16 protein-coding genes are annotated in these 12,118 nt (G+C 60.1%); 10 read left to right on the forward strand and 6 right to left on the reverse strand.

Annotated elements, in window-relative coordinates; translation table 11 throughout:
• The first annotated feature begins 74 nt into the window (after window positions 1-74).
• The 7 genes from AC0NIH_RS10710 to AC0NIH_RS10740 all read left to right on the forward strand — a co-directional run bounded on the left by AC0NIH_RS10710 (window position 75) and on the right by AC0NIH_RS10740 (window position 6,489).
• Entirely contained in the window at window positions 75-1,043 is a 969-nt protein-coding gene (locus AC0NIH_RS10710; RefSeq protein WP_473467821.1) for a hypothetical protein, read from the forward strand.
• 406 nt (window positions 1,044-1,449) lie between these two features.
• Window positions 1,450-1,917, forward strand: a complete 468-nt coding sequence (locus tag AC0NIH_RS10715) for a hypothetical protein (protein ID WP_473467819.1) — start codon at window positions 1,450-1,452, stop codon at window positions 1,915-1,917.
• A gap of 176 nt (window positions 1,918-2,093) precedes the next feature.
• Window positions 2,094-2,717: a hypothetical protein gene (locus AC0NIH_RS10720; RefSeq protein WP_473467817.1), complete on the forward strand. Its 624-nt coding sequence runs from the start codon at window positions 2,094-2,096 to the stop codon at window positions 2,715-2,717.
• On the forward strand, window positions 2,672-3,382 hold the full coding sequence (locus tag AC0NIH_RS10725; RefSeq protein WP_473467815.1) for a DUF6441 family protein: 711 nt from the start codon (window positions 2,672-2,674) through the stop codon (window positions 3,380-3,382). The genes AC0NIH_RS10720 and AC0NIH_RS10725 overlap by 46 nt, the downstream gene beginning before the upstream one ends.
• Entirely contained in the window at window positions 3,372-5,543 is a 2,172-nt protein-coding gene (locus AC0NIH_RS10730) for a phage tail tape measure protein (RefSeq protein ID WP_473467812.1), read from the forward strand. The genes AC0NIH_RS10725 and AC0NIH_RS10730 overlap by 11 nt, the downstream gene beginning before the upstream one ends.
• Window positions 5,544-5,779: 236 nt before the next feature.
• Window positions 5,780-6,145 (forward strand): hypothetical protein, encoded by a 366-nt coding sequence (locus AC0NIH_RS10735; RefSeq protein WP_473467810.1) that lies wholly within the window; start codon window positions 5,780-5,782, stop codon window positions 6,143-6,145.
• Window positions 6,142-6,489, forward strand: coding sequence for a hypothetical protein (locus tag AC0NIH_RS10740; protein ID WP_473467808.1), 348 nt, complete (start codon window positions 6,142-6,144; stop codon window positions 6,487-6,489). The genes AC0NIH_RS10735 and AC0NIH_RS10740 overlap by 4 nt, the downstream gene beginning before the upstream one ends.
• Before the next feature lie 111 nt (window positions 6,490-6,600).
• Here the strand turns inward: AC0NIH_RS10740 and AC0NIH_RS10745 are convergent, their stop codons facing one another.
• The 3 genes from AC0NIH_RS10745 to AC0NIH_RS10755 form a co-directional block, all read right to left on the reverse strand.
• Entirely contained in the window at window positions 6,601-6,987 is a 387-nt protein-coding gene (locus AC0NIH_RS10745) for a hypothetical protein (protein WP_473467806.1), read from the reverse strand.
• A 40-nt stretch (window positions 6,988-7,027) separates the two neighbouring features.
• Complete coding sequence (locus AC0NIH_RS10750) at window positions 7,028-7,456, reverse strand: hypothetical protein (RefSeq protein WP_473467803.1); 429 nt, start codon at window positions 7,454-7,456, stop codon at window positions 7,028-7,030.
• Window positions 7,457-7,643: 187 nt separating this feature from the next.
• The gene (locus AC0NIH_RS10755) at window positions 7,644-8,144 is read right to left on the reverse strand and encodes a hypothetical protein (RefSeq protein ID WP_473467801.1); all 501 of its coding nucleotides are present in this window, start codon (window positions 8,142-8,144) and stop codon (window positions 7,644-7,646) included.
• A gap of 237 nt (window positions 8,145-8,381) precedes the next feature.
• On the opposite strand from AC0NIH_RS10755, the gene AC0NIH_RS10760 reads away from it, so the two are divergent.
• A complete protein-coding gene (locus tag AC0NIH_RS10760; RefSeq protein ID WP_473467798.1) occupies window positions 8,382-8,918 on the forward strand; it encodes a hypothetical protein in 537 nt (178 codons plus the stop codon).
• A 905-nt stretch (window positions 8,919-9,823) separates the two neighbouring features.
• Here the strand turns inward: AC0NIH_RS10760 and AC0NIH_RS10765 are convergent.
• Window positions 9,824-10,009 carry a hypothetical protein gene (locus AC0NIH_RS10765; RefSeq protein ID WP_473468328.1) on the reverse strand — a complete coding sequence of 62 codons (186 nt, stop codon included), beginning with the start codon at window positions 10,007-10,009 and terminating at the stop codon, window positions 9,824-9,826.
• Window positions 10,010-10,092: 83 nt separating this feature from the next.
• On the opposite strand from AC0NIH_RS10765, the gene AC0NIH_RS10770 reads away from it, so the two are divergent.
• Both AC0NIH_RS10770 and AC0NIH_RS10775 read left to right on the forward strand, forming a co-directional pair.
• Window positions 10,093-10,956 (forward strand): ATP-dependent DNA ligase, encoded by an 864-nt coding sequence (locus AC0NIH_RS10770; protein ID WP_473468327.1) that lies wholly within the window; start codon window positions 10,093-10,095, stop codon window positions 10,954-10,956.
• A gap of 79 nt (window positions 10,957-11,035) precedes the next feature.
• Window positions 11,036-11,326: a hypothetical protein gene (locus AC0NIH_RS10775; protein ID WP_473468325.1), complete on the forward strand. Its 291-nt coding sequence runs from the start codon at window positions 11,036-11,038 to the stop codon at window positions 11,324-11,326.
• A gap of 43 nt (window positions 11,327-11,369) precedes the next feature.
• Here AC0NIH_RS10775 and AC0NIH_RS10780 read toward each other — a convergent pair whose 3' ends face one another.
• Window positions 11,370-11,705, reverse strand: coding sequence for a helix-turn-helix domain-containing protein (locus AC0NIH_RS10780; RefSeq protein ID WP_473468323.1), 336 nt, complete (start codon window positions 11,703-11,705; stop codon window positions 11,370-11,372).
• Entirely contained in the window at window positions 11,702-12,025 is a 324-nt protein-coding gene (locus tag AC0NIH_RS10785) for a type II toxin-antitoxin system RelE/ParE family toxin (RefSeq protein WP_474025211.1), read from the reverse strand. The genes AC0NIH_RS10780 and AC0NIH_RS10785 overlap by 4 nt, the downstream gene beginning before the upstream one ends.
• Window positions 12,026-12,118 lie beyond the last annotated feature (93 nt).

A 12,118-nucleotide genomic window follows, 5' to 3' on the forward strand; every position in this document is an offset into this window, starting at 1 on the left:
TTTCGAGCCCTTCGTCTGTCGTGTTTCGTTCGGCATCTTCGGTGCATGTCCACAGCCCGAAAGTCCGAACACAGATGAACATTCAAACTATCGTCAAGTCGTTGCGAGGAGGCCAGACGAACACGGCCGACCAGCTTCGTCAGACACTCGACCAGCTCGACATCGAGGGGCTGGAGGCGGCTGCGGAGAAGCTTGAGGCCGAACGGCGCCGCGTTCTTCTAGACGGCAGCGACAAGGAACTGGAGGCGATCGAGACCAAGATCGCCGCGGCAAACCGGGACATCGAGAGGGCCTATGCGGCCAAGGCTGAACTCGAGAAGCGCCTGGAGGCAGCTATCGCCGCGGCGACTGAATCCGAACTCTCTGATCGCTACAACGCCGCCAAGGCCAAGGCAGACGCTGCCGCAAAGATGCTGCGGAAGGAATATCCTGACCTGGCTCGCCGCCTTGTCGAACTGATCAGGGCCGTTGCCGAGGCCGACGTCGCAGTCGAGGAGGCAAACAAACGCCTGCCCGCGGATGTTGCCCCGCTGTGGCCAGTGGAGGTGACGGTTCGCCGGCGCCCAGGATCGGAAGAGAGGACCATCAGCGAGAAGGAGGTCCAGCTTTGGTGTCACGCCAGTTCTTGGGACCTCTTGCCGGACAACAGGCAGGGCGAGGCGGACAAACGGGAGGTCGAGGTCAAGGCCAGCGGGCACCAGCCCCCAGATGGCGTTATCCACCTTCACGGGGGCATCCGAGCGGTCAAGCGCCGCTTCATCCGCCGCACCTATCTGCCCCGGACCAACCCGATCCATTACTCGCCGCTAGCCAGTGTCGTGCTGCCTGGTCTCGTCGCCGGCGAGCCGCCCATCTGGGAGCATCGAAACAACAGCTACGACATGCCAAGGCTTGTTCTGGCAAGGATGGCCGATCTCGCTGTCATGAAGCCGATGCCGGCCGATGCCGATCAGCAGCCGGTCACGCAACTGATCGCTGTTGCCGACACTCCGGCCAAGGCCAAGGAAGAGCCTGCCACCATCGACATGGCCGAGGAGCCGTGATGATGAACAGTGTCAGCAAAGCGCTTGGATTGAATACGCCGACGGCTTGGACGGTGGTCGGCGTTGGCCCCTGGATGGATACGCGGGCGCGCGTCCACCGGGGGCCTTTGACCCGCCCCCTATTAAGGTTCCCCACCAAAACCGGCGCTCCTATGCGATGGGACGAAGCCCGCGTTTCGCGTGGTTCTGAGATTCTGAAAATCTCACTTTCCTTTTCATTTGCCCGACCGTTCCTGTCAGTCCGGTTTGGGCAAAGAGCCGGCCCGTTCTCCTTAAACAGCGGTGACAGGTCGGCTCATCCAATTTCACAAATGGCGCGGTTGCGGACCTTTCAACGTGACGTGCGTCGCGGCCGGGTTGGTGTTGGTGCACTCCCCGGTCGCATCGATCAGAAGGAAGTCACACCATGATGCCCTCAACCTTCTCACCGGCATGGCGCACCGCAATCGAACGTGGTGATGTCTCACAGTTTGCGAGCCAATCCGATCTGGCCGCCTTCTTCCGCGCGACCAGTATGATTGGTGGTTGCTTCCAGGACCTTCCCGATGAGCAGAGAGACAGGGTCGTCGGCCTTCGCGAACGTTTCCCCGCCGCAATCGCGGAAGCGAGGGCAGCAGCCACAAGGGAACGTGAAGCGGCTGCAGGCGCACCACGGTTCATCCTTGGCCGGACCAGCCCGGAACGCATATCGACGCTCACCGAACTGAAGCCAGAGCTCGACGCCATCAAGGCCGAGATCGGCAAGGTGGCTCCGCCTATGCCTAGTGCCAAGGACATCTATGCGCGTCGCGCCAAAGCTCGCGGAGCTTGGGATGAGGTCATCGCGCGGCGCAATGCTAAGTTCGATGCATTCCTCTTGGGAAGGCCTGGCTGATGAGCGCGCGCGCGAGGCAATCAAAGGTACTTAGAAAACCATACAACGCGATGAGGGGGGCGAAGCCGCACAGTATCCCTAGCCACAGATATGCAAAACTTGTGCATGAACAAGCGCAAGCACGACGCTTCCTTGCGTCTACAAGGCTTTGAGCCGCAAAACCGTGCAAATGCGAGTTGACGAAAATGACGCTTATGTCCCCAACTGAATATGCGCACGCGATCGGCGTCTCGCCGTCGACAGTCAGCCGCGCGATTGCCAAGGGGCGCATTCCGACGGTGACGACGGCCGATGGTAAGAAAATGGTCGACCGGCAAACTGCTGACTCGTTGAGGCGACGGGACGGCAACATTCAGGGCGGTCATGGCGGCCGGCCAGATCGGGCCATCCGGAAGGCTTCGCTTTGGAGGGCGCAGAGCGGGAACGGCTACGATCCCCAAGTGCTTGCTGCCCTCGGTGTCATGGTGGCCGAGTGGCCAACGCTGATGCGCGAAGCAATGGAGATCCTCGGCGCCGACGAGATGAACCAGGCGCGCGCGGTGTTGGCGCTGGAAGACCTTACCGCAACGCTGGCGTGCGCGGTGCATCAAGATATCAACACCGCGCGCATCCACGATTATCGCGTACCGCTTCCCGGCAAACCGATGCTGGAGTGGTCCGCCGAAGTGCAGGCCTTCGTCGAGCGTGTCGGTGACGATGGCAGCGGCGGACAATGGACAAGCGACGCCGAGGAGGGACTACCAGGCGGCTCAGAGTGGGCGGATCGCTCAATGTCTGCGTGCTGGTCGGCGAAACCATGACCAAGCCCGGTTTCAGCATGACGTTCCAGACTGGTGCGATCGAACGCGCGATGAAGCGCAACTACGGCGTCATGGCCAAAGCTGCGCAAGGCGCCATGAACCAGGCCGCAACAGGCATCAAGAACGAAGGCCGAGCCGATATTAAGGGAGCGGGCTTTTCGCAGAGGTTCGCAAACAGCTTCCGCGCCAATGTCTATCCCAAGCGAGGGGCATCTGTTGGAGCCGCAGCGCTGATCTTCGATACGGTCAAGTATGCCGACATCTTCGAGACTGGCGGCACCATCCACGGCAAGCCTATGCTTTGGCTGCCGCTGCCTTCTGCTCCGAAAAGGATCGGGCGGCAGAAGATGACCCCGGCGCTTTACGTTCGCCAGATTGGCCCGCTCTTCACAATCAATCGACCCGGCAAGGCGCCGCTCCTGGCCGCCAACATTGGGCTTTCAGCGCGGCAGAAGGCAACCGGCAGCATCGGCAAGATCACCAATGCCAAGCTGCGAAAGGGTGCCTCCGGCACGGGCGCAAAGCAGGCGGTCCCGCTCTTTGTCGGCATCGACGATGCGAACATCAAAAAACGCTTCAACCTGCGCAGAATTACCGCTGCCCACGCTGCGAAACTCGGCGCGTATTTCGCCGAAAACCTCAAGGACGAATTGAATGGCCAATGAGATCAAAACACGGCTGTCATTTGATGGCGTCGCCGGCATCGTCGCTGACCTGAAGGCGCTGGGACAGGCGGGTGAGCGAGCTTTTAAAGATATCCAATCCGCCGTGAACAAGGCCGATCTTGCCAAGTTCTCCGAATCGCTGGGCAAGGCTCGCAGCGATATCGGCTCATTCGTCCGAAATGTCGCCATCTTGGGCACGGCGATCACTGCGGCCGTCGGCGGTGCCAGTGTGGCACTGCTCGATGTCGCCAAGTCGTCGGGCGAGGCCGCCGACCAGGCGGGCAAGGCTGCCCAATCCGCTGGCGTGACGACTGAGGCCTATACCGAGTTGGCGTTCGCTGCAAAAATGAGCAACCTCGAACAGGCCGACCTCGATGCCGGCATGTCGAAGTTGAACAAGACGCTTGGCGCGGCTGCCAACGGTTCGAAATCTGCACTGGAGTTGTTCAAAAAACTCGGTGTTTCCATCCGCGATTCAGCCGGCAATCTTCGCTCACCCGACGCTGTGTTGCTCGACCTCGCCGACGCCTTTTCCAAGTTGCCCGATGGTGCGCTGAAGAGTGCCTTGGCCATCCAGCTTTTCGGCAAGAGCGGCGCGAAATTGCTGCCGTTCCTGAACGAAGGAAAGAAGGGGCTTATCGATCTCGGCGCCGAGGCGAAGGCGCTTGGCGTCACGCTGACTGACGCCCAGGCAAAGATCGGCGACAATCTCGGCGACGCGCTGGACAGCGTGTCTGCTGCAGCCGGCGGCGTGAAACTCCAGCTTGGTCTGCTGTTTGCGCCTGCGATCACTCAGGCCGCCACGGCGCTGACAGAACGGATCAAGCAACTTCGGCCCGCCATCCAGGGTTTCGCCCAGGACATCGCCACCAAGGCACTGCCGCTGATGCTCGATTTCGTGAATGCGCTTACCGGCAATGACGCGGACGTTTCGAACAAGTGGGTTTTAGAATGGAGGGACGGCGCCATAGCCTTCGGGCAGTCGATGGTCCAGGCGTCCACCATCGTCCTTGCCGCGATCGACAAATTGCGTGCCGGCCTGGATCTCACGGCGACGGCGCTCAACGGCGTGTTTGGCACGCATATTTCAGGTGACGCCATCGGCCTAGTCCTCATTGCGGGGCAGATCACCGGCGGTTTCAAGGCGCTCTACAGTGCTGTCATCGCAGCGAAGGATGGCATTGTCTTGCTGTTCGGCCTCGCTCGGGCAAACCCATGGATTGCGGCAATCACGCTCATTGGCAGCGGAATCCTGCTTTGGGCGACGCGCACAGACCAGGCCACGGCAGCACTTCAGCGCCACGAGGGCTTGGTCGAGGGCGTTAAGGACGCCTACGGGCGGGCTGGCAACGCGGTCAAGAACATGACCGACGAGATCCGCAACGGTCTGATCATTCAGCAACGCGCCGCCTTGCAAGACCTGGTGCCGGCATTCGAAGCCGAGATCAAGCGCTTGCGCGACCTGGCCGCCGCGCCGGCCAAGGAAAACCCGTTCAGCCAAGCACTTCGTGACTTCGCTGCCGGCGGCAGCCTCGAGGCTTATCTCGCCGCGATCAAGAAAATCGGCGCTGCCAACCCTGAACTGAACGCAGCGGCCGACGCCTTCGTGCACCTGACCGATAATGCCACCGGTCTGCAGGAGAAGATCAAGCCGTCGGCCGACTTCCTCGATCTGCTCACCGGCAAGATTACTGATGCTGCCTTCCAGGCACGCCAGGCCGGCGCCGGGTTCCAGGCACTTGGTGCTGACGCAAATGCCGGTCTCACGAACGCCGGTGCTGCAGCCGACGCCGCCAACGGCAAGGTGGAAGCGCTGGGCCAGACAATCACCGTCATTCGCGGTGGCGGCGACAAGCTTACGAAACAGGTTTTCGATGTTGTCGGCGGCGTTGCCAAGGCCGCGGCCGACGGTAAAACAGCGGTCGACGGCCTTAAGTCGAGCGTCGACGAAACGAGCGGTGCTGTCGATGGCGTATCGAACGAGATCACCAACAGCATTTCTCAGATCGCACCAGCCGCGCAGGAAGCCGCCAGCGGGTTCAACAGTTCGCTCGGCAATCTCGATACTGGGGCCGCTCAGGGAGCCGCAGAGGCCATTGTCGCGCCGTTTACAACACTGCCGGCGAAGATCAGCGCTGTCTTGTCGGGATCCAAGGCCTGATCCAGGGCGGCTTTGCCACGCTGTCGGCGACCGTCACCAGCCTTGCCGCGCAGATCAACGCGCAGATCCAGAGCATCCTGTCAGCGCTGCGCGAGGCGGCCGCCGCGGCAGCATCGCTTCGGGCGCAGGCGGCATCGTCATCGGCATCCTCGCAAGGCGGCTCCCATGGCGGTTTCGCTGGCGGCGGCTTCGTCCGCGGTGCCGGCGGGCCGAGAACAGATTCGATCCTGGCACGATTGAGCAACGGCGAATTTGTGATGCAGGCACGCGCCGTGCAGCGGCTTGGGGTCGACTTCCTTCACGCGTTGAACAACGGCTTCATTCCGCAGATGCAAGGGTTGCGCGGCTTTTCCATGGGCGGCTTTGTCGACAATCTCAATCGCTCGATGCAGATCCCGCGCTATGCCGGCGGCGGCATGGTTTCCGCTTTGGCTCCATCCACATCCGGCACAGGCAACCAGCGCACGCCGCTCGTCCTGCAACTGCCAGGCGGCGAGCAAATCGACGACCTAACGATCGGGGACATCGCGCTCAACCGGCTGCAGCAGTTTCTAATTCAAGAGTCCTATTCGAGCTTGGGCCGGAGGCCTGGTCGGAGATGACCTTCCCGAATCCAGACCTCGGCCCGTTCGAGAAAGAGAACGCCGACTGGTCGGCGCACGTCACGCGCGGCTTTTTCCGCGAGATCACGCAGGACCAATTGAACACGCCTGGATGCGACCCGGCACATGCTGCAATGGCGCACCTCACCGGCTTTGTGGTCTGCGCAATGACCGATGCCGGTAAGCGTGGCGATGGTCAGCAGCAGATCATGCCCGACCTGCTTGAACAGGTGATCGACCGCCTCAAACCCCTGTTCGCAGGTACGATCGGCGTGAGCATCCTGCAGGATCGCACACCAATGCTGACTGTGGTGCCCGGCGGCAAACCGGACAACGCCGCATGATGCCGTTTCTCGCTTTCACCCTATCCGCAGGCGTCGTGCTGGCGCTGGCCTGGCCGTTCTGATGTCCGCGAAATGGCGGATTAAAAGGAGAATTGAAGATGGACGACGATGCTACTGAGCAGACCCTCCTGCTGCCGCTGTCAGAATACGTTGCCCAAGTAACCTTGCCTGTCCTTGAGGAACCTGTATTCCTAGAACGACCTCACCAAAATAGAATATCAGTGACAGCGTGTCTTCAGTGGCCCCAGGCCCAACGTTCCATCCTGAGCACCGAACGGACGTGAATTGATCGGCCGCAGGTTGCTGCACAGTTTGTGGATTAGCTTGGCGGTTAAAATCGTAGGCCTTGGAAGCAAGACCCAACGCAGTGCCAAACGTCCTGGCAAGCTCGCCAATCGGAATTTCAAAGGAGTCAATCTCGACGTCGTCTCTCATCAGCGAGATCGTCATAGTCGCTTGGGGATAATTCGCTCCGAACTTCAAGCCGGCTTTAGCCATCGATTATTTCCCACTCTCTAGCGGCCGTGTAGCGGCGTACTTATTGGCATCCTGGGAAGCTGCCCGCGACCTGCAAAACAAAACCAGCTAGGATCAGCATTGCCGACAAATTCAGCGCACGCCGTTCAACATTGAGCCCCAGGATTGAAATTTCCTCGCCGCGCTTAGCAGCAAGGTCGGCGGACCGGCGCAAGCTATCCCGGGCTCTTCCTGATTCCCGGTGCAACTCGGCGCTAGCCCGTTCAAACGACCGCTGAAAATCCTCGATGTCCCTGAGCTTACGGACCAGGCCTATGCGTGGCGCCTTGCTCTGGAGGTCAGCCATCTTGCGACCGGCCTCCCATTCGATTTGATCTGCCCTGTCCGCTATCGCTGCAGCTTGCCTCCGGTGTGTTTCAGCCGATTCGGAGAGCGTCAATTTGTGCTCGGCAGACAGCCACAGGGTGAAGAAACCTGCGATATCGAGCAAGAGGCCCGCTAGGCTGTACCAGTCGGACCCGAAGCCCGCGAGCGTGCAGAGCAAGTGGAAGTCGTCGGCGCGAGATATCACTGATAGCTCTGCGCCACTTGGTTGTTGATGATCCCGAGAGGTTGGCTGATCGGTGGTGCCTTGTCAGCATGCCTTGCACGCCAATCCCAAGGTGCAATTCGGGCCATCAGACCGGTGCCGGATTGATGCCGGCAGCCCTAAGTCGCGCCCCAAGCTTCGTTCGAGTTCCACATGCAGCTTTGTCACCGGCGGCACACTTCTTGTTCGCGTCCGACCAATCAAGCAGCGCCGTATTGATCCAGCTGCCGGGCGCGCGCTGTATGCCATATGGCGTCGGTGGCGCCCCGGTTGCAACGGCTGCTGCAGCCGCGGCGCCCTGTCCGTGCGGCGCGCGCTTCCAGCCGTTTATGATAAGGCAATTCTTCATGTACTGATCTTCTGCAGCCAAGTTGCCCAGGGCATTGCCGATTCCGGCGCCCGCAACAAAGCCCGGAGAGCCGATGGCAATATAGCCTTGGTCAACCGATCCCTTCTGCATCTCGCACTGAGCATGGGCCACGTCGAAACTCGGCCCGTACCCTATTTGCATGTAGTCGGCCTGATTGCTTGTTTGACAGCCGCACAGCGGCGCAATGGCAACGAGTGCCATCAACATTTTTCTGTTCATCCCCCAGCCCTCCCAAGGCTTTAAATCAGCATCTCCTAAAGTGAGTATTTCTGCAAGTGATGACAGTTGTTCTGGTAAATTTCGATGCACGTTGATCCGAAATGTATAGAACCGACGCGTTCAAGAGATATACCGGGGTATTCATCCGATGTGCGGGCGGCTGGGGCGAGCGGCATGCCGGCTTGCCTATAAGTCGCGACTTATGCAATATCCGCCACGTTCACAGCGAGGCGCGGCATGCTTGCGAGAACTCCCTTCACCGAAATCGAGATCGAAGACATCGGCACCTATCGGCTCCCCAACCAATGGCAAAGCCAGCGGCTGAGGCGCCTTCGTGGTGAGGAGCGCCACACCGCCGTCCTGGCCATCGGTTGCGGGATGACGGTGCGCCAGTTCAACAAGCTGCCGGCCGATAAGCAGGCAGAGGTGCACCGTGCCTATCTTGCTCTCATGTCCCCGAGCAATGTCGCGCCGCTGGCAGATCCGGAGCCGGCCGACACTCGAGCCATTCCCCGCGGGCACCTATCCGATGGGCAGAAGCTGGCGATCGGCCGATGGCTGCTCCACCAGAAGGCATCGCTGCCTCATGGTCACTTCGGCCCCTGGGTCGAGAAGCAGGAGGGCCTATCACCCAGCATGGCCCATCAATGCATGCGGCTGGCTACAGGCGGGCACACAAGGGCGAGGGGGACGCAGTGGGCGGGTGAACCGAGCGTTGGCCGGTCGACATGCGTCCGCCCGACTATCGCAACCAACCCTGCCGCGGTTCGTTGACCTTATGCTGGTTGATCCCAGCACTCCAGACCCTGCCCGCTGCCACCCGGTGGCGGGCTTTTTTGTGCATTAGCGGAACTTGATATTTCGAAGCAGGTTTTAAAGGCGGCAGCGTCCCCCGCTGCCAGCCGAGTGGCCCCAACCCTCGGCCGGGTCCGCCTCTGCCTGCCAGTGGGGGCGGACCCACTGGCGGCTCGCAGCGCCTGGTTGTTCAGTACAGCAAGTCGGCGAACTGAAACTCGGACACTCTCCCGCTGGCCTCGTCAGTCACCTCGATGAAGTAGTCTCCCGTCCTGTGGAGCGTCAAAGGTCGACCTGTTGCCACTTCCGCTGCACGAAAAGATGTCGGCCCTTCCGCGCGAAATTCCGCTATCACGCGCCCCGCCAGAAGCTCACGTATCTGATACGACACCGCCACCCTCACGAATCATTCATTAGGGATGCCTAAGGTAGCAGACGGGGGCGTCTATTGCAGTTTGGGTCGGGGCAGCGCGCGTTTGATATCAAACGTCTCTGGCAAACTCGGTTCGTTGCCTTTCCTGACTGAAGCCGTCGTCCTGGCATCGGCCGGGAGAAGGATTACCATCCTGGCCTTGGGCTCGGGCCAAATCGGCCCTCCAAACAGAAACAATACGGCTGCCAGCACGCACGCGAGAAGGGCGGCAGCAAAGACGTTCGCGATGATCTCTCCAAATTGCATACTGCTCTCCGCAAACAAATGCCCGCTGCCTCACCAGGAGGCGGCGGGCATCTTGTGAACTGACGGTGAAGGGACGTTTGCCCGTCAGTTCCGGTGTCAATGAAACGGAACACCTTATGTTTCTGTGATAGGACTTTTGCGCCCGCCGTATGGGACTTTGGTCCCATCTTGGAGAGATGATCTAGGAGGCGCCCTGTGTCGCCGCCTAATCTACCAATAGGAGGAGCGGTTTGTGCTTTGGCCGTTCGTGCCAGATCACCTGGCGCAGGTCGCGCATGTCGACCCGCTGCCCGCAAGTCGGGCAGGTATAGAAATTGTCATTCTCGTCGGCCGGCTCGTCGCCATGCTGCTTGCCGGGGATTGGTGGTCCAAGATCGGATAGCTTCGTCATCCCCGTCGAACTTTCAATTTGCCTAAAATGTTCCGGAACCATTTTAGCGCGCGCTAATTGAATCGCACTATGCGAGTCAGCGCATGCCACTGAAGTTCATCAAGCCCATGGAACCCGAGCTGGTCGACACGCCACCGCAGGGCGACGAATGGCTCCATGAAATCAAATTTGACGGGTATCGCACCCAGATTATCAAGGATGAAAACGGGATCCGTCTGTTCACTAAGAACGGTTACGACTGGACCGGCCGCTATATCGAACTGGCCGGAGAGGCGGAGGCGATCGAGGCGGAAAGTTTCATCGTCGATGGCGAGACAATCACGGTCAACGAGGCCGGCTTGCCCGACTTCTACGCCCTGCAATCAGCCGTCACCCGCCGTAAGCCGTCGCGCGACCTGTATTTGGTGGCGTTCGATCTCCTGCACCTGAACGGGCATGATTTGCGCAACATGCCGGTGGAAGACCGCCGCGAAATCCTGCAGGAACTGATTCCAGCCGTCGGCCGCATTCAGGTCAGCAAAGCCATGCCCGGCACCGGGGCCGCAGTTTATAGCCGGGTGGACAGGGCAGGGCTGGAGGGCATGGTCTCAAAGCGTAAGGACAGCGTCTACCGCAGCGGCCCGACGATGAACTGGCGCAAGATCAAGTGCTATGCCGAAAAGGAAATGGACATCATCGGGGTGCAGCGCGAGGCGGGAAAGCCCGCGATGGTGCTCATGGCCGACAAGGGCAGATATGCCGGCGGCGCTTTCGTTACCTTCAAGGCCGATATGCGCCAGCGCCTATGGGACCGCGTGCAAGGAAAGGTAGGCGGTCCGCCGCCTGTGGGGATCAAGAGCGACAAGGCCGAATGGCTGAAGCCAGGTCTCGTCGGTCGCGTGCGGTTCCTGAAGGGCGAGGAAAAGCTCCGCCACGCCAAGCTGCTCGATTTCCGGGATAAGCAATAGCCAGCGCTTGCCAGCCCAATATCGATCAGGAATATAATCCTCCCGTTGCGGCGATCACCCTCAAACGGAGTTCGCTACCATGGCCAGATCAAAACCTTCCAAGCAATTATCACAGGCTGAAATCGAGCGCTTTGTAGCGGCAGCGGAAGCGCTGCACCTAAGCATCATCAAGCCGTTCATATCGCCACACTGCGACCACTACAGGCAGACGCGCGTCCTGCACGAGGTGCTGTTGAAGGCTGTGCGGGAAGTGACCGGGAAGGAAGTCGAGTTCATCCGGTGGAACACTACAGGGCCGGTGCGGCCGCCGACGGGCAGCCCGACAAGCCAAAACCGCGGAGGTCTTTGCATGTGTTACTTCGGAAGGTAATCGGGCGAGAAACCCCGGCCTCTCGCCGGGGTTGGATCGTATCTCAGCCGAACTTGCGAGCCGGCGGCTCGTTTATAATTTCGCTATGCAAACCGCGAAGCGCCTTGACCATCTCAATCGGTCGAGAATTGATTAGCAGCAGATAGGCCCGCATTGCCTGGACCGGGCGCGAGCGCCCCTGTTCCCACTGCTTCAATTGATCAAAGCCGAAAGCGAATGTAGAAGCGAAATCTTTCTGCGAAAGGCCAGTCTTCGCACGGATGGCCTTCACGTCAATCTCGGCCGGCACATGAAGCTTGTAGGGCTCGGACTCGCCGCGTGCGACGGCAAGCGCTTCCTGCAGGCCCTCCGCGATCTGATCGAATACCTTCTTGCTCATGCTCTTTCTCCACCTACAGCTAGCGGTTGGACGCGTCGCGCATATTCATCCACAATGGCAGCCGTAAATGCCCTCAGCCCGTTACGTTCGGCCTTGGAAAGATTGATCTTTTGGCTCTTCCCAAAAACGGTAATGAGGAAAACCGGAAGATCTGTGCCTGTGTAGAATGTTATCGTGCGAACGCCTCCGCTTTTGCCTTTGTTATTGCCACGAATCGAAAACCTTACCTTCCGGCAGCCACCCGTTCCGACGATCTCTTCGCCGTCATCCGGGTTCGCTGCTATGTGGTCGACGAAGTCGTCAATGTCCTCGTCGGACATCCCGGCTGCCTGCGCCGCCCTGCGGAAAGCTTTCAGTTCTGATACTGTATGCATACCCGGCATAAGTATGTAAACTACGCACCTTGTCAACTG

It is taken from the genome of Mesorhizobium sp. WSM1386 (assembly GCF_055901595.1).